The 17,997-nt window shown below is 41.8% G+C and carries 12 protein-coding genes, 3 tRNA genes and 1 other RNA gene; 11 read left to right on the top strand and 5 right to left on the bottom strand.

What is annotated here, in order from left to right; translation table 11 throughout:
• Positions 1–2 precede the first annotated feature (2 nt).
• The 3 genes from IEY40_RS07240 (at position 3) to IEY40_RS07230 (ending at position 2,022) form a co-directional block, all read left to right on the top strand.
• Positions 3–710, top strand: coding sequence for a DUF2057 domain-containing protein (locus tag IEY40_RS07240; protein WP_188954752.1), 708 nt, complete (start codon positions 3–5; stop codon positions 708–710).
• A complete protein-coding gene (locus tag IEY40_RS07235) occupies positions 711–1,637 on the top strand; it encodes a histone deacetylase family protein (protein WP_188954751.1) in 927 nt (308 codons plus the stop codon).
• Positions 1,638–1,719: 82 nt separating this feature from the next.
• Positions 1,720–2,022, top strand: a complete 303-nt coding sequence (locus IEY40_RS07230) for a late competence development ComFB family protein (RefSeq protein ID WP_188954750.1) — start codon at positions 1,720–1,722, stop codon at positions 2,020–2,022.
• Between the two features lie 102 nt (positions 2,023–2,124).
• On the opposite strand, the gene ffs is transcribed toward IEY40_RS07230, so the two are convergent.
• Positions 2,125–2,222, bottom strand: an RNA gene (ffs, locus tag IEY40_RS07225) — signal recognition particle sRNA small type.
• Positions 2,223–2,696: 474 nt separating this feature from the next.
• Here ffs and IEY40_RS07220 point away from each other — a divergent pair.
• The 8 genes from IEY40_RS07220 (at position 2,697) to panP (ending at position 16,466) form a co-directional block, all read left to right on the top strand.
• Complete coding sequence (locus tag IEY40_RS07220; protein ID WP_188954749.1) at positions 2,697–4,859, top strand: OmcA/MtrC family decaheme c-type cytochrome; 2,163 nt, start codon at positions 2,697–2,699, stop codon at positions 4,857–4,859.
• A gap of 278 nt (positions 4,860–5,137) precedes the next feature.
• On the top strand, positions 5,138–7,099 hold the full coding sequence (locus tag IEY40_RS07215) for an OmcA/MtrC family decaheme c-type cytochrome (RefSeq protein ID WP_188954748.1): 1,962 nt from the start codon (positions 5,138–5,140) through the stop codon (positions 7,097–7,099).
• A gap of 96 nt (positions 7,100–7,195) precedes the next feature.
• Complete coding sequence (locus IEY40_RS07210; RefSeq protein ID WP_188954747.1) at positions 7,196–8,185, top strand: DmsE family decaheme c-type cytochrome; 990 nt, start codon at positions 7,196–7,198, stop codon at positions 8,183–8,185.
• A 12-nt stretch (positions 8,186–8,197) separates the two neighbouring features.
• Positions 8,198–10,285: an MtrB/PioB family decaheme-associated outer membrane protein gene (locus IEY40_RS07205; RefSeq protein WP_188954746.1), complete on the top strand. Its 2,088-nt coding sequence runs from the start codon at positions 8,198–8,200 to the stop codon at positions 10,283–10,285.
• Positions 10,286–10,765: 480 nt separating this feature from the next.
• Entirely contained in the window at positions 10,766–11,920 is a 1,155-nt protein-coding gene (locus IEY40_RS07200; RefSeq protein WP_188954745.1) for a sugar diacid recognition domain-containing protein, read from the top strand.
• 145 nt (positions 11,921–12,065) lie between these two features.
• Positions 12,066–13,424, top strand: a complete 1,359-nt coding sequence (locus IEY40_RS07195) for a GntP family permease (protein ID WP_188954744.1) — start codon at positions 12,066–12,068, stop codon at positions 13,422–13,424.
• Positions 13,425–13,439: 15 nt separating this feature from the next.
• Positions 13,440–14,609, top strand: coding sequence for a glycerate kinase (locus IEY40_RS07190; protein WP_188954743.1), 1,170 nt, complete (start codon positions 13,440–13,442; stop codon positions 14,607–14,609).
• Between the two features lie 198 nt (positions 14,610–14,807).
• Positions 14,808–16,466 (top strand): pyridoxal-dependent aspartate 1-decarboxylase PanP, encoded by a 1,659-nt coding sequence (gene panP, locus IEY40_RS07185; protein WP_188954742.1) that lies wholly within the window; start codon positions 14,808–14,810, stop codon positions 16,464–16,466.
• Positions 16,467–16,773: 307 nt separating this feature from the next.
• Here panP and IEY40_RS07180 read toward each other — a convergent pair.
• From IEY40_RS07180 to pgsA, 4 genes are all read right to left on the bottom strand, one after another.
• Positions 16,774–16,859 (bottom strand) — tRNA-Leu (locus IEY40_RS07180).
• 47 nt (positions 16,860–16,906) lie between these two features.
• Positions 16,907–16,980, bottom strand: a tRNA-Cys gene (locus tag IEY40_RS07175).
• 40 nt (positions 16,981–17,020) lie between these two features.
• A tRNA-Gly gene (locus IEY40_RS07170) sits at positions 17,021–17,096 on the bottom strand.
• A gap of 331 nt (positions 17,097–17,427) precedes the next feature.
• Positions 17,428–17,976, bottom strand: coding sequence for a CDP-diacylglycerol--glycerol-3-phosphate 3-phosphatidyltransferase (pgsA, locus tag IEY40_RS07165; protein ID WP_188954741.1), 549 nt, complete (start codon positions 17,974–17,976; stop codon positions 17,428–17,430).
• Positions 17,977–17,997 lie beyond the last annotated feature (21 nt).

The raw sequence follows: 17,997 nt of genomic DNA, 5'->3' as shown, positions 1-17,997 counted from the left end.
CAATGAAATCTGTATTCACCACTAGTGCGCTGTTAGCATTTTTAACTTCATCATCAGTATTTGCAGCTAATTTAACTATTCCAATGTCTTTTGAATATTTAGCTCTTGATGGCGAAGCAATTGAAACAAGCATGTTTAAACATCAATCGGATTTAACATTAACTAATGGCACTCATAAAATCGCCATCCGCTATCACGATGTCGTCGATGACTCCTTCAGTGACAGCCAATCATTTGTTAAATCAACGCCCTTTATTGTCACCCTCACGGTTGATGGTGATTATCAATACAATCTAAAACCGGCTAATGGTGATGTAATTAAAAAGCCTAAAACCTATGCAAAAGCCCCAGAAGTAAAGGTTAGCCGTCAAGATAACGGTTCAGTTTCTTATAGTGTTGAACAAACTAATTTTACTGAAGAGACATTTATCACTAGCTTGTTTAAAACCAATAAACAACAAGACTTTGAAAGCTTATCAGCATCTGCAACTGGTGATGGCACAACGGTTGTAGCACAAGCACCGGAGCAATCAGACATTGCTGTAGCAACCAACATGGCTCCCGTGACAGTAGAAACAACTGTGACAAAAATGCCTAAAAATAAAGCAACTACGCCAGCGCAAGCGGAGCAAATGTTACAGTACTGGTGGTTACAAGCTGATGAAAAAACTCGCAAAGAATTTATGGGTTGGGCCATTAAACAACTTTAAATGATAGCATCCATCCCCTTTGTGTATCACGCCAGCTATTCGCAGCTGGCGTTGCCTCGCACACACCGATTTCCAACGACAAAATATCAACTGCTTTATGAATATGCAATTGAGCAACAACTACTGCTTGGGTCATCACAGCATATTCCCACACCAATCAGTCTCGAAACACTGCACACTGTGCACTGCCCGCAATATGTTGATCAATTCATCAATGGAAAACTCGAACACAAAGCGCAACGACGTATTGGGTTTCCTTGGAGCCAACATCTTGTTACGCGTACATTACATGCCGTGAATGGCACAGTATTGTGCAGTCAATTAGCATTAGAGTATGGTTTTGCAGTGCATTTAACTGGTGGATATCATCATGCTCATTATGATTTTGGAAGTGGATTTTGTGTATTTAACGATTTAGTTATCGCGGCAAAATCAGCAATAGATAGCGGCAAAGCGGATAACGTGCTGATATTTGATTGCGACGTACATCAAGGTGATGGCACCGCAACGTTAACTCGGCAATACCCCAATATTATTAGCTGCTCAATCCACTGCGCACAAAATTTCCCCTCGCGTAAGCAAGTGTCAGATCATGATATTGATTTAAATAATGGCTGCAGCGATCTAGAATATATTGAGCATATCCAACAAATATTGCCCTACCTTATTCGACTGCATCAGCCAGACCTTATTATTTATGATGCAGGGGTGGATATTCATCAAGACGATGATTTAGGCTACTTCAATATTTCGGACCAAGGCATTCTAGCAAGAGATACCCAAGTGATATCAATAGCCAAAAGCCACAACATCCCCCTTGCAGCCGTGATTGGTGGAGGCTATAGTCGTAATGAAGCCGAGTTAACTCATCGACATAGCCAATTACTCGTTGCAGCAAATAAGTTATGGTTAAGCAAAGGCAACTAATCAACATAGCTAGTGTAGCGAACGCTTACACCTAATATATTCGACATAGACGTCGACAACACTGGTCTCAATGGAGCATATAATGCACTTAGATATTCGTAACTATTATGAAGTTCTATTAATGGAAATACTGAGAGATGAAGGCTTAATGGAAGAGTTGCCTGAAGAATACCTTGCCGATTTATGCTGCGTCACGCTCAATCAATTGCCTGTGCGTTACATTCGCCACTTGGTTGATACCTATTTTTTTGAAAATTATCAAGAATTGCACATGATGAAAACCGAGATTTATGATGCTCTCGAAAAGTCCCGTCAATTTCTTAAAGCCAATTTACAAAAACGCTTAAAAGAAGAAGCAGAAATAGCAGCGGCGCAGCAAATTTAAAGTTTAAAGATAATTATGCGAAGGTATACAGCCTTTAAGTAGCGACTTAAGCATGAAATAGATAACTGAATGAAAATGATGAGGGGAGTAAATTTGGAGGTTCCCCTAGAGCCGACACCCCGGCACACGAGTCGCTTGCTGCGGTTGCTCCCTTCCGGGCCTGGCCGAGTTCACAAGTTATCATTGCGGGGGGACCCTAGGGTCACCATTGACTTCTGATTAACAAATCTTATTTTTCAGAACGAGGCGATTATCCCCTAACCTATTGGCTTGATCAAGCCTTAATCCTGATAACTGTGCAATCACTTGCTTAGTTGCACAATACTTATGCAAATTTCAAACAATATGCATTTATCAACTTAACTTATGTTATTCCCTTACCGCTATTTTACTCTATTGTTTTGTAATTAAGCCTATGTTCGCCAAAGTTGCTCTCAATTAGACAAAGATTAACTGGACCCTATTCTTGCTAAGTTAAGGTAATAATTTCGCCTTTGACTCCAACAGATGACATTTGCCATTTACTCCCAAAGGAATAGTCAGATCTTAGTCACAACTCTGCACTTATTTCGATGAGTAACTCGCAAAGGTTAGCTAATATGAAAATTGAATAAAATCCGCACACTGTTAACCCTTGGTGAAATGCGCGATAACTAAAAGAATGCAGGGAATACATGATGAAAACAATGACCGTTCGTCCCGCAAAAAAAGCGGTATTAAGTGCAGGGCTTCTTGCGTTGGTACTATCGGGCTGTGGAGGCAGTGATGGTGCTAATGGCGAAGATGGTATCGATGGCATCATCGGTGTCGATATTGACAGCACATCCACATTACAAGCCACTTTTACAGATGCAACAGTGACTGACGGGAGCGTCAATGTTACTTTTAGTCTAAAAAATGGTAATGGTGTTGCAGTTCTCGGGTTAACAAAGGATCATGATCTCCGCTTTGGTATTTCGCAATTAACTCCAGTGACTGAAATAGTCGGTGACACACAAATTGATCGCGGCTACCAATGGCAGTCTTATATCAATGTATTAAAACAACCTAATACCAGTACGATACCTGATGGTGAAACCAATATATCACCCTCAGCTCAATATCAAGCAGAAGTTGAAGTTGCATCAGCTTGTGATACTTGTTTAGTTGATAATCAAGATGGTACTTACAGCTATACGTTCCAAGCTAATGTTGGCCAAATTACTGAGCCATTAACGATTACCTACAATCAAGATAACACCCAGCGTATTACCCTTGAATTAAAGCAACCGCTCATCACCGCAAATGCACATTATGACTTTCAACCTTCTACAGGGTTAATCGAAGATATCGCCTCGCGAGATGTAGTATCAATTGAGGCGTGCTATACCTGTCACCAACCAGATAGTCTCGAATTACACGGAGGTCGCAGAATTGATCTTGAAAACTGTGCATCGTGCCACACAGCAACATCTGGCGATCCAGAAACAGGTAACAGTGTTGACTTTGGTTACATGATACACGCTATTCATAAAGGCCAAGACCGCGTAACACATACCGCAACAGGTGAAGAAGCAGCCCCTTACAAAGTCATAGGTTATGGCGGTGGTGTACATGATTATGGCAACGTGATGTATCCGCAAAAACCTGCAGCAGATTGTAGTGCATGTCATGTCGAAGGCGCTGATGCCCCTAAAGATGCCGCATTATTTACTGCTAATAAAAGTGATACAGCTTGTATAGCGTGTCATACAGAGTCAGCATCAGAGCATCACGTGGGGTTAAGTACTCAATGTACTTCTTGCCATATTGAAGATGGTTATGCACGTAGTGCAAAAGAAGCCCATGGCGACGTGATGACGGCTTACAATGAAACACAGACCATGAATGTTGTCTTTAGCAATACAACAGTAACGGCTGAAGGTAAATTTAGCACAACTGTTAAATTTACAGATGAGTCCGCTAATGTTATAGCAGCTGAATTTATCGATACGAGTAGCCGTATTGTCATGGCATGGGACAGTGATATCGATTACCCCGCTTATAACGATGCCAGCTACAACTTTAGACGTTTAAGACTAAGTGAAGGTGTTGCAAATGCAGATAATAGTTGGACGTTAGTATGGAACAGCGTAACACTACCGACTGACTATGTAGGTAAAACCTTTGAACTTTGGTCTGCTGTAACGGCATGTTACAACAATGGCGGTTATGGTCGCCCTGAAGTGCAATTAACCTCGTGCGAGACTGACGATGTACGAAGCGTTGAAATAAAAAGCAATGCATACCACTTTGTCATGGCCGCTGATGCAGTAGATACAACTCAAACTGCAGCAACAAGAAGAAACATTGTAGATACAACAACCTGCCAAGGTTGTCATAACCAAGAAGTTTACCATTATGATAATGGTATTAACTGTCAAACTTGTCATACACCTGATAAAACGCTCAAAGTAGATTCGGCATACCCAGGGGGTAAAAAATCAACCAGTTTTGCATTTAAAGCTCACAGCGCTGAAGGTCACGATTTAAGTGTTTCAGGTGTTGAATCTGGCACAATATTAAAAACCGATTGTGCTACCTGTCATACAGCTGACGGAATTAGCTTAGGCCGTTCAGAAGAGAGAGTTTGGCGTTATGCAGATACTGACACTGGAGCGGATGTTTGGGTATCTTCAGATACAGGCGCATGCTTAACATGTCACCAACAATACATTACAGAGTCGACTATATCGCATATAGAATCTAATGGCGGTATTGTTGATGGTATGAGTGAAGAAGATGTCCATACCCGCTCAGCCGAAATGTGCTCAACGTGCCATACTCCTGCACGCTTAACCGAAAGCCACGGCTCTTAATGTTAATAACTTAATAGTTTATGCTTATTAAAAAGGCCCCAATTACATTGGGGCCTTTTTATATTACGAACAATTAATATGAGTTAAGTCTGTATTTTACATACCTCTTTATTAATAGCCTGATCACCATCACACTATTGCGTTCGCTTTACAGACGTCTTGATATTTGTAAAGTAATCTTAGTGTTGGGAAAACTTTTTACACATCAACTTAACTGATTTTTAATATTGCAGAAAATACTGCCAGTAAGTTTGATTGATGACCTTTGCAGGGACAATATGATGAATATAAAACACACAAAAATTGCATTATTACTTGCTATGTCAGCATCAATGACACTGGTTGGTTGCGGTAGCGGAAGTGACGGCGAAGATGGTGACGCGGGTAACCCAGGTGGCGAACCAGCTGAAACAATTCAAACACTAAATCTTGATATTACAGACGTAACATATCAAGACAACAAGCCGACAGTAACGGTATTCGCGACCAATCAAAGCGATTTACCAATCGTCGGTCTGACAGAAATAGAAGTTAAAAAGGTGGTTCAGCTAATTCCTGCTGGAGCATCAGGTGCCGGTAATGCTGCACAATGGCAATATATAGGCTCACAAGATGCGTTTACCGATTTAGGTAACGGCAAATACACTTTTACTATTGATGTAGAAGGCTTTAACTCAGAATTAACCCAACGTTACAATGTCATTTCAAGTGCGTCGACATTACTTGATGGTGTAACAACGGCCCCAAGAGCTGAAATCACAGAAGATTTTGACGGCGAAGGCTATACAGCTAAATACACTAAAAATGTGGTTAGTGATGCCACCTGTAACAGTTGTCATGCTGAAGGCGAAAGCATTTACCACAGCTATACCGATTTAACGACCTGTATCAGTTGTCATACCAATGAAATGGCAATCGAAAAAGATAAAGTCCAAGTCGACTTCAGCCACCTAATCCATAACGTCCATAACAATGCCAAAATGTATGGCCGTAATTTAGATAAAAGTGCCGAAGCTGCTCATGCGCTAGTACAAGACAACTGCTCAACCTGTCACGTTGAATCTGAACAGTTAACAGAATGGAACAACTGGACACGAATTCCAACCATGGAAACCTGTAGTAGTTGCCATACTGATATCGACTTTAAAACTGGTGAAGGTCACTCACAACAAGCCGATAACTCCAATTGCGTTGCCTGTCATAATGCGAGTTGGACAGAAACCTTACATATTTCTGCATTCAGTGAAAAACAAACATTAATTAACCAATATGGTATGAGTGCCATGCTAGTTGCCAATAAAGCCACAGATGATGACATGTCTGCGACGTTATCGGTTACCCTTACTGATGCCAATGGCACAGCGATTGATGCCACTACTTTAGTCAGCAAAATCCAAAGAATTGAAACGATTACCAATGTAGGACCAAACTTCCCTATTATGGGTTATAACGCTAGCCCAGGAAGCGGATTGGCAAAAATCAGTAAAGATTTAGTCAAAGTGGGCCAATTACAAACTGATGTAAGCATTGTCGATGGCAAACTAGTGTACACCATTGCATCACTACCTTTTGGCAGTGGTGATACAGACACCGCATTTAGTTTTATTGGTTTAGAGATGTGCAGCAATGGCAACGAAGCAATTGACTGTGTTGATGGCGTAGACACAACCAGTATGAAAGCAGAGCTTGCTCATGCCACATTATCAGGCGACACCCCTAGCTACCGCCATATCGACTCAGTTAATTTTGGCTCATGTGAAAGCTGCCACGGAGAAACCTTTGAGCTGCATAAAGGTTATCACGCCGGATTTATCATGACCGAACAACTTGGTCGTGAACTAAATGGTAAAATGACCGTAGGTGTTGATGGTTGTGTCACTTGCCATACGCCAGACGGTACATATGCATCGGGCGGCAATCAAGGTGCGCTTGAAATGAAACTACATAGTGTTCATGGCGAGCAAGGCATTATTAAAGACTGTACTCAATGTCATGATGACTTCAACCTAGATGCATTTAAAGTGAAAGGCGCCCTTGCTACTTCTGCGGGCTTATATACCACACCTATCACAGCAACATGTGCATCTTGCCATGGCTTTGACGAAATATCGCAACATGCGACAAGTCAGGGTGCAATTGTCAATGGTAGTTATCAAGAGGCAAATGATGCTGCACAATTAGAAACATGTTTCTACTGCCATGCACCCACCATTGAAAATCACACTGAAGTTAAATTTTAATTTGTCCATTGGGGAGAAGCATGGCTTCTCCCCAATGCTATGACTTACTTTATCGAACTGTTGATCATCAAAATGGACAAATTAGGAAGTCTACTTATGAAGACCACAAATCAAATCAATACGCTCTTATTTACTCTGCTCTGCCTCACGGCATCTGCCTTATTTTTATCAAATCAAGTTCATGCAGCAAAGTGGGATGCCACTATGACGCCTGCAGAAGTTGAAGCCACACTAGATAAAAAATTTGCAGAAGGAAAATATTCTCCTAAAGGTGCTGACTCATGCTTAATGTGTCATAAAAAATCTGAGAAAGTCATGGACCTATTTAAAGGTGTACATGGTGCGATAGACTCATCAAAAAGCCCAATGGCAGGCCTTCAATGTGAAGCATGTCATGGTCCATTAGGTACACATAATCGTGGCGGTAAAGAGCCAATGATTACTTTCGGCCCAGACTCAACACTTGCCCCAGACAAACAAAATAGTGTTTGTATGAGTTGCCACAACGACGACAAACGTATGACTTGGGAAAGCAGCCATCATGCAAATGCAGATGTTGCCTGCGCTTCTTGTCACAGTGTGCATGCTGCGCATGACCCTGTATTGTCAAAACAAACAGAAATGGACGTGTGCACCAGCTGTCACACTAAACAAAAAGCAGACATGAATAAACGCACAAGCCATCCTATGAAATGGAATCAAATGACTTGCAGCGATTGTCACAATGCACACGGTAGTTTAAGTGATGCAGACCTAGTGCAACCTACAGTGAACGAAACCTGTTATAGCTGCCATGCAGAGAAACGTGGCCCAAAGCTGTGGGAGCATGCACCCGTCACCGAAAATTGCGTAAATTGCCATAACCCTCATGGGTCGGTTAATGATGCAATGCTGAAAACGCGTGCTCCACAACTATGCCAACAGTGTCACTCAGGCGACGGCCATACAAGTAGTGCTTACCTTGGTAATACAGATATGGGTTCAACGGTTAATGGTAACGCATTTACTGGCGGACGAAGCTGCTTAAATTGTCATAGCCAAGTCCATGGGTCAAACCATCCATCGGGCAAACTATTGCAGCGCTAAGGAGAGAACATCATGAAAACAAAATTAAACATCATCACCTTAGCATTATTATCAAGTTGCAGTTTTGGTTTATTCGCACAAGGATACGGCTTGTCTAATGCTAAAACGGACAACGTAAAATTTGATGCATGGCAATGTAAAGGATGTGCTGTAGAAACAGGAACAACAGGTTATGTTGATGCTGGTATTGCTTATAACAGTGAAGACGATATCAAATCCGCGAATGCATTCAATAGCAGTAACCAAGTGGCAGGCAAAGTTGACGCTGATATTCGCTATAAAGGCAAAGAAGGTTATCAAGCTAACGTTGAGGCCCATAATCTCGGTATGGATAACGGCCGATTAGATATCGATGTCGGTAAACAAAGCGTATATAACATCAATGTTAACTATCGCTCTTTTGCCCATTATCAATCAAACAGTGCATTAAGCCCTTATCAAAATATTGGTAGCGACTACTTAACACTGCCAGATAATTGGGTTACAGCAGGCTCAAGCCCTGACATGCCAATGCTCTACCGTAGCTTAAATCCTGTAGAACTCTCATTAACGCGTGACCGTGCAGGACTTGGGTTTGAATACCAGACAGAGTCGCTGTTTACCACTTATGTGAATTTTCAACGTGAAGAGAAAACAGGTACTAAAACCACATCAGGCAGTTTTTATAACCAGTCTATGATGTTGGCAGAACCTGTCGATTACACCACAGATATCCTCAATGCGGGGATTAAGCTTCGCGGAGACAATTGGTTTACCAGCGTAAATTACACTGGCTCGGTGTTTAAAAATGACAATAATCAACTCGGTTTTGACAGCGCATTTAATCCTACATTTGGCGCACAAACGACGGGCTATATTGCACTAGATCCTGATAACGAAGCCCACACAGTGTCTTTATTAGGCCAATATAATATGGCCATGACGAACCTAAGTGGTCGCTTACTGATTGGGCAAATGACGCAAGATCAAACGCTCACGACTATCGGCTACGGATACCCACTCCCTGCAAACAGTATTGATGCAAAAGTGGATATCACTGGCGCGACCTTAAAGGCGGTGACAAGACTTAACCGCGCTTGGCGAGTCAATGGCAGTTATGACTACAACGACCGAGATAATAAAACCCAAATAGAACAATGGACCCAAATTAGCATCAACGATGTAACCGGAGAAGCTGCGTACAACACGCCGTATGATCTCACCACTCACCGCGCCAAATTATCAAGCGACTATCGTATTACCCACGGTATCAAGCTCGATGGCGGTTATGACTTTAAACGCGAAGAACGCAGCTATCAAGACCGTGAAACCACCGATGAAGACACCTTATGGGTTAAGGTAAATGTTAACAGCTTTGACATGTGGAATATGTGGTTAAAAGGCAGCGTGAGTCAGCGTGATGGTTCACAATATCAAGCAACAGAAACTGCGTCATCTGAGCAAAACGCATTATTACGCCGTTACTATTTGGCCGATCGTGACCGCAGCCAACTAGAAGCACGTTTCAGCCACACGCCATTAACCGATTTAACCGTCGACTTTGGTGCTCGTTATGCATTAGACGATTACTCTGAAACCGACATTGGTCTCACCAAATCAACAGACACTTATTACGATATTAATCTGCATTATATGGTCAACGCAGATCTATCGCTAAATGCATTTTATAATCATCAAATCATTGAATCTGAACAATCAGGCAGTTCAAGTTTTAGCGTCGCTAACTGGCAAGCTGACATTGAAGACACCATTGATTATGTCGGTGCAGGCATGAGTTACAGCAACTTAATGGACAGTCGACTAAAACTAGGCTTAGATTATGCTTACTCAGATTCAGACAGCACCACCCAGGTCAGACAAGGCGTTACGGGCGATTATGGTGACTACTTTGCCAAAGTGCATAACATCAACCTCTACGGTCAATATCAAGCCACAGACAATATGAGCATTCGTGTTGACTACAAAATGGAAAAATACCTTGATAACGACGACGCCAACGACCTCAATCCAGACACCATCTGGAACGTAGTCAGCTTTGGCAATGTCGACCATGATTACACTGCACATATGATTATGCTGAGCATGCGCTATAGCTTATAAACGATTGTGTTAACAATTAAATGCCAACATCTTTAATGTTGGCATTTTTATATTGTGGACAAAAAACTTGCAATACAACCATATTTAACATTATATTAACAAGGTGAATATCTTGTGATTGAAATTTGGGCAAAAGGATATTGCCCACATTTTATTTTTATTTTACCTCAACTGAGCATTAGAGTTGAAAATAAAACATTTAATATCAAAACAATAAAGCTCATCTATTTCAAATTGTCATTTGTTTTACTATTAAGGCGAACTGACGAGTCAATAACTATCCTATTACAAATTAATTAACCACAATTAGCGAAAAAATGGCTATTTGAAACCTTTTGCGACTCTAACTTCAAGTTATAACCTCTACTAACTATCCTCAAATGCATTTATTAAACATTGATTGTCACTATTGATACAACATAAGTTATCATGACCTTAATCAAGACTTAATTGCTACACACGAGGGATCTCGAGAGAATCATGCTTCAAATTGATACCGATATTGCGAGTAAAATTGTCGACCGCACGATGAAAATTATTGGTCACAATATCAATGTCATGAACGCGCAGGCAGTCATTCTCGGCTCGGGTGAAAAACATCGTATCGGCACCATTCACGAAGGGGCTTTACTCGCCATTAGCCAAAACCGTAACGTTGAAATAAATCACACGATTGCGGCTAATTTACAAGGCGTAAAACCCGGTTTAAATCTTCCCTTGCACTATCAGGGGCAAGTTGTCGGCGCTATAGGTATTACAGGCGAACCTGACACCTTAAGCCATTATGGCGAATTACTTAAAATGACCGCAGAGATGATTGTCGAGCAAGCTAATTTGCAAGAGCAACTTCAGTGGCAAAACCGCCAGAAAGAAGAGTTTATCTCACAACTTATCCTTGCGAGCGAAGCAGAGTTACCATCGCTAAAACAATGGGCTTTGCAGTTAGGCATTGATTTATCGATGCCACGGGTTGCAGCCATTATTGAACTTGATGGTCATAACGCCGCTTTCCAACAAGACAACCAAGCTCTCAAACAAGTCATGTACTTACTTCAAAATCCCATGCGTGACAATTTAATCGCCATGACATCACTGACTCAATTAGTGATCCTCAAACCTGCATTTTTAGACGGTAAGCAATTTAATCCCGAACTTGAAAGCCAACGCATCGATAAATTACTTAAACGCCTACCCGCTAACATGCAATTGCGATTACACATATCATTAGGACATTATTTTAGCGGGGACTTAGGCATTACATACTCCTACCGTACAGCCAAAGAAACCCTCGACATTGGTAAAAAATACCACCCAGAAAAAAGCAAATATCTATATCAAGATTACAGCTTACCTGTATTACTTTCAGGTTTGCGTCATCATTGGCGAGGTAATGCACTTGCAGCACCTTATCAAAAGTTAATTGAAGCTGATAATAACCAACAATTACAAAAAACCTTAGCGGCATATTTACAACACATGGGCGACTTACAAGCGTGTGCCAACAGCTTGTTTATCCATAGAAATACCTTGCGTTATCGCCTAGATAAAATTCAAAATGTGACCAATATTGATCTGCATAATTTCAATGGTTTACTCAGTTTGTACCTCGGGCAACTTATCCACCAGCCCGAATAAGTTAACCGATGCAATATATTGTGCATTTGCACAACAAACAAAAAAAACACCCTACTCAGTTGATGCAAACGAACAAAGCAATTTAAACCTAATGATTTACTATTATTGAGTGTTTTTACCCTTAAACAATAATAATGAGTAACTTATGGGCTTAATATTGATCCTACTTGGTGTTATCGCATTTATCGTGATTGCCACCTCAAAATTTAAATTACATCCGTTCTTAACCTTAATCTTAGCGTCATTTATTGCTGCTTTTGCTTACGGCTTACCTAGCCAAGAAATAGCCAAAACGATTACAAACGGATTTGGCGGTATTCTCGGTTATATTGGTCTGGTGATTGTCTTGGGGACTATCATAGGCACTATTTTAGAAAAAAGTGGCGCGGCCATTACCATGGCTGAAGTAGTCATAAAACTGTTTGGTCAGCGCTTTCCAACATTAACGATGTCTATCATCGGCTATCTCGTGTCAATCCCGGTATTTTGCGACTCAGGTTTCGTTATTCTAAACTCGCTAAAGCAATCAATGGCCCACCGCATGAAAGTCTCTAACGTGGCTATGAGTGTTGCGTTAGCAACCGGTCTTTATGCGACCCACACTTTTGTACCGCCAACCCCTGGTCCAATTGCCGCAGCGGGTAACTTAGGTCTAGAGTCACAGTTAGGCTTGGTCATTGCTGTAGGCGTATTTGTTGCAGCCATTGCGGCATTTGCAGGCATGCTCTGGGCTAACCGCTTTAAAAATGAAGAACCCGACGGTGAAGGCGCAGAAGAGTTAACTCAACAACTTGATCATCTCGATGACCTTAAAAATGCATACGGTAAGTTACCGAGCCCAACCAAAGCATTCGCCCCTATTTTTGTGCCTATCTTACTCATTTGCTTAGGGTCGATAGCCAACTTCCCTTCTAAACCACTTGGCGAAGAAAGCATATTCTCAATATTGGTATTTTTAGGCCAGCCAGTTAATGCTTTAATGATTGGTTTACTGCTGTCTTTATCACTTTTAAAAAGTGATAAAAAAATTGCCGAGTTTAGTGACCGCATAAGCCAAGGCTTAGTCGTTGCGGCCCCCATTTTACTCATTACTGGTGCGGGCGGAGCATTTGGCGCGGTATTAAAAGCAACGGAAATTGGTGCTTTTCTTGGCAGTAGTTTATCAGCGTTAGGTGTGGGTATATTTATGCCATTCATCGTTGCAAGCGCTTTAAAGTCAGCTCAAGGTTCTTCAACAGTGGCTTTAGTTGCCACTTCGGCATTAGTTGCGCCATTATTAGGTGATATCGGTCTTGATTCTGAAATGGGTCGCGTACTAACCGTGATGGCTATTGGCGCAGGTGCAATGACCGTATCTCACGCTAATGATAGCTTCTTTTGGGTTGTTACTCAGTTTAGTCGCATGAGTGTAAAACAAGCTTACCGTGCACAAACTGCAGCAACATTAATCCAAGGTGTCACAGCGATGATTACTGTGTACATCCTCAGTTTATTTTTACTGTAAATCACAGGTCTATATATGAAAATCGTAATTGCACCGGACTCGTTTAAAGAAAGCCTTAGTGCACTTGAAGTAGCAAACGCTATTGAGCAAGGGTTTAAACAAATTTTCCCCAACGCGCAGTATTGTAAAGTGCCTATGGCAGATGGTGGCGAAGGCACTGTACAAGCGATGGTGGATGCAACAGGTGGACATATAGTTGAACGTCGCGTTACAGGGCCGTTAGGCACTCCGGTTAACGCATTTTATGGCATCCTTGGGCAACCAAATGCAAACGGTCACCATACCGCCGTCATTGAGATGGCGGCAGCATCAGGCCTGCATTTAGTGCCATCAACACAACGCAATCCGCTATTAAGCACGAGCTTTGGTGTGGGTGAATTAATTGCAGATGCACTTAACCAAGGGATCAAGCACATTATTTTAGGCTTAGGGGGCAGTGCGACCAATGATGCTGGCGCCGGCATGATGCAAGCTCTCGGCGCTAAACTCACCGATGTTACAGGTGCTAATATTAAGTTTGGTGGTGCTGCACTTGCCACATTGCATAATATTGATATTCAATCACTACATCCAAACATCAGTGACTGCACCATTGAAGTTGCATGCGATGTAGACAATCCATTATGTGGACCTCGTGGTGCAAGTGCGATTTTTGGTCCACAAAAAGGGGCGAGTGCTGTCATGGTAGAGCAACTCGACCAGGCATTAGCCCACTTTGCCAACGTGATTAACCGCCAACAAACACCACAGATTACATTAGGTTGTGAATATCAAGCAGGTGCGGGCGCCGCTGGCGGGATGGGTTTTGGCGTGATGGCCCTTTTAGCTGCATCCTTAAAGCCTGGTGTTGAAATTGTGACTCAAAGTGTTGGGCTGGAAAAACATTGTCAAGATGCAGATTTAGTCATTACTGGCGAAGGTCGTATTGATGGGCAAACTGTCTATGGAAAAACCCCAATGGGTGTGCTCAATGTGGCCAAAAGATACAATGTGCCAACCATTGCAATAGCCGGCTGCTTAGGTGATAACGCTGATGCCATTATTCAACAAGGAATGATTGCAATTTTCCCTATTATTCCCGCAGTACAATCTTTAGAACAAGTATTGTCTGACGCTCAATTAAACCTAACCAATACGGCTCAGAATATTGCAGCAGTATGGTCACTCTCACTCAAGCCAATATAAGTTTGGAGCTCGTGACAAAAAGCGCCTAACACTCAACTGTATTAGGCGCTTTTTAATCTGTAAACAGTATAAATACTTGAAGCTAAGCAAGGCTTACAGTAAAGTTAGCACCCTCTTTTCGTCCTGTAGGCACTGCGATCATTTTAGCGCATTTGTCATCGTCTATAGGCTGCATTTTTCACCATAACGGCAAGCACAATGACCTCAAAAATTCCGCGTCAAGCACAGGCTTCAGCAGACAGTTTATTGCGAATTTTTACCGCACCTGAAGATGCTTCATCGACGCTAAGCATTATTGAACAGAGGTTATCACAAGACTTAGCCGGTTTTTTAGGTAATAGCATTGCGGCATTAGAAAAGCCTTTATCTGAAATTGAAACTGATTTTAATGCCCATCAAATTCCAGTCGATCCTACTTTTGTTTCTGACTACGCTGACGAAATCATGCGTAATTTAGTCGCTCATTCAGTTCATACTGCGGCACCGAGCTTTATTGGCCATATGACCTCTGCTCTGCCGTATTTTGTACTGCCATTATCTAAAATGATGGTCGGATTGAATCAAAATTTAGTTAAAATTGAAACATCAAAAGCTTTTACTCCATTAGAACGTCAAGTATTAGGCATGATGCATCACTTAGTGTATCAACAACCAAGTCAGTTTTATGACCAATGGATGCACAGCGCTAATCATTCCTTAGGTGCATTTTGCTCTGGGGGCACTGTGGCTAACATCACAGCATTATGGATAGCACGTAACCGTTTACTCAAACCGCAAGGTGACTTTAAAGGCATCACACGCGAAGGAATGCCTAAAGCACTGCGATTTTATGGGTTTGATGATTTAGCGATTTTAGTCTCTGAACGTGGTCATTACTCTCTAGGTAAAACCGCTGATCTACTCGGTATCGGTCGCGACAACATCATTAGTATCCCAACCGATCATCAAAATAAAGTCGATGTTGCAGCAATGCGCGTAGCCGCTAAAAAATTAGCGACGCAAAATATTAAAGTAATGGCGATTGTCGGCGTTGCTGGCACGACCGAAACAGGCAATGTAGACCCATTAACAGAACTCGCTGAGCTTGCGACAGAATTGCAATGCCATTTCCACGTTGATGCTGCTTGGGGCGGCGCAAGCTTGTTGTCGAACAAATATCGCCATTTACTTAAAGGAATAGAGCTCGCGGACTCTGTCACCATTGATGCTCATAAACAGATGTATGTGCCAATGGGGGCTGGCATGGTGATATTTAAGGATCCTGAACTAGCACAAGCCATTGTGCATCATGCTGAATATATTTTACGAGTTGGCTCTAAAGATTTGGGCAGCCAAACGCTTGAGGGATCACGCCCAGGCATGGCCATGCTGGTACATGCTTGCCTGCAAATTATTGGCCGCGACGGCTATGAGATTTTAATTAATAACAGTTTGGAAAAAGCTCGCTATTTTGCATCCATTATCAAACAGCACCCAGAGTTTGAGTTAGTAACCGAGCCTGAGTTATGTTTACTTACATATCGCTATATTCCAAGTGCAGTACAACAGTTTTTAAACGATGCAGTGACAAACCAAAATGAGTCATTGGTATCTCAAATCAATGAACTTCTCGATGGCTTAACTCAATTTATTCAAAAGCACCAACGTGAGCAGGGAAAATCGTTTGTATCACGTACACGCATTAAACCGGCTAAATACTTCAGGCAACACACTACCGTATTCAGAGTCGTGTTAGCTAACCCGTTAACAAACGAAAAAATCTTACATGACGTACTAACAGAACAGATTGAAATAGCCGCGTTAGACAAAGACTATTTACCACAGCTGTTGGCGTTAGTCGCACAGACTCATCAATAACGTCGATTTATATAGCTTGTTAGCTAGTTTTGCGTCGTCCCGCCATCTAGGTGTTTGTATTTTTTACTTATAGCCTATTGCAATAGGTACAAAAGAACAAAGACAAAATAAACACCTGGATCCCAGCTCAAAAGCATTACCGGGACGACGATTAAATTAACCTGCATAAATGGACTTGACTTGAAAAGGTGCCAATTCAACTCAAAATATGGGTAAACTTAACAATAAAACTCAAATTTCAGACGTAAAAAAGCCCCAACTAATGTTGAGGCTTTTTTACACCACTCTCTATTGCTAGAGATTATAATGGTACCCGAGGCCGGACTTGAACCGGCACGCTTATTCAGCGAGGGATTTTAAATCCCTTGTGTCTACCGATTCCACCACTCGGGCAAAGTGTGTTTTAACCGTTACTCATTGTAACCATTAAAAGCAATTTGTGGAGGCGCGACCCGGAGTCGAACCGAGATCGACGGATTTGCAATCCGCAGCATAGCCATTCTGCCATCGCGCCATACTTACCAACTTCAAATCCATCGGATAAGATAAGAAATTGGAGCGACATATCGGGTTCGAACCGATGACCTATACCTTGGCAAGGTATCGCTCTACCAACTGAGCTAATGTCGCGTTTCAATCTATTTTAAATGCTTTATCAAATCGGCAAGAAAGGTATCGTCTTTAAACCTATCCAACTGAGTTAATGTCGCATTTCAATCTATTTTAAATGCTTTATCAAATCGGCAAGAAAGGTATCGTCTTTAAACCTATCCAACTGAGCTAATGTCGCATTTTTTACTCTTGTAAACAATATTGATTAACATCTAACCTTAAGGCTTGCTGCTGACTCATCACTTGTCTACGGGGTGGCATTTTACCTAATTAACCTCGTGTGTCAATTATTGATTTAAGCAATTTTGACTGTTTGCGCACTAAATAAACTTATTGAACTATTATTGCACTATTCGGCGGTTAAATCTTTCCAAGCTGCTGAAATATAACTCATCATAGACCAAAATGTCAGTGCTGCTGCAACATAAAACAATGCATAAGCGAGGTCAGTGAGTAACGGTGTTGGTTTCCAAATCAAACCAACAATCGCCGCCATCTGGGCTGCCGTTTTATATTTACCTATCCAAGACACTGCAACTACGCCACGTTTGCCGATTTCAGCCATCCATTCCCGTAAAGCAGAAATAACAATTTCACGGCCAATCATAAACAGAGACGCTAAGGTTAAATACATATTGTCATTTTGCTGCACCAGTAAAACCAGTGCAGTAGACACCATGACCTTGTCGGCAACCGGATCTAAAAAAGCACCAAACCGGGTTAACTGACCTAATTTGCGAGCCGCGTAACCGTCTAACCAGTCAGTTAACGCTGCTAACCAAAAAATAAAGGCAGCGACAAAAGGCGCCCACGTGTAGGGGAGATAAAAAATCACTACAAATACTGGCAGCAAAGCAATACGAAATAAAGTCAGTGCGATAGGTACATTAAACGGCATAAAAAGACCAATTTGTCAGAA

Source organism: Shewanella ulleungensis (genome assembly GCF_014648315.1).
GTDB classification, from domain to species: domain Bacteria; phylum Pseudomonadota; class Gammaproteobacteria; order Enterobacterales; family Shewanellaceae; genus Shewanella; species Shewanella ulleungensis.
Note: the sequence above shows the minus strand (reverse complement) of the source record. Positions and strands in the feature narration are given on the sequence as shown.

Coding starts and splice junctions, on each gene's coding strand:
- IEY40_RS07200 (WP_188954745.1), top strand. CDS start 10,766: ATGCTTCAAATTGATACCGATATTGCGAGTAAAATTGTCGACCGCACG.
- IEY40_RS07220 (WP_188954749.1), top strand. CDS start 2,697: ATGATGAAAACAATGACCGTTCGTCCCGCAAAAAAAGCGGTATTAAGT.
- IEY40_RS07215 (WP_188954748.1), top strand. CDS start 5,138: ATGATGAATATAAAACACACAAAAATTGCATTATTACTTGCTATGTCA.
- IEY40_RS07190 (WP_188954743.1), top strand. CDS start 13,440: ATGAAAATCGTAATTGCACCGGACTCGTTTAAAGAAAGCCTTAGTGCA.
- panP (WP_188954742.1), top strand. CDS start 14,808: ATGACCTCAAAAATTCCGCGTCAAGCACAGGCTTCAGCAGACAGTTTA.
- IEY40_RS07240 (WP_188954752.1), top strand. CDS start 3: ATGAAATCTGTATTCACCACTAGTGCGCTGTTAGCATTTTTAACTTCA.
- IEY40_RS07195 (WP_188954744.1), top strand. CDS start 12,066: ATGGGCTTAATATTGATCCTACTTGGTGTTATCGCATTTATCGTGATT.
- IEY40_RS07235 (WP_188954751.1), top strand. CDS start 711: ATGATAGCATCCATCCCCTTTGTGTATCACGCCAGCTATTCGCAGCTG.
- pgsA (WP_188954741.1), bottom strand. CDS start 17,976: ATGCCGTTTAATGTACCTATCGCACTGACTTTATTTCGTATTGCTTTG.
- IEY40_RS07230 (WP_188954750.1), top strand. CDS start 1,720: ATGCACTTAGATATTCGTAACTATTATGAAGTTCTATTAATGGAAATA.
- IEY40_RS07205 (WP_188954746.1), top strand. CDS start 8,198: ATGAAAACAAAATTAAACATCATCACCTTAGCATTATTATCAAGTTGC.
- IEY40_RS07210 (WP_188954747.1), top strand. CDS start 7,196: ATGAAGACCACAAATCAAATCAATACGCTCTTATTTACTCTGCTCTGC.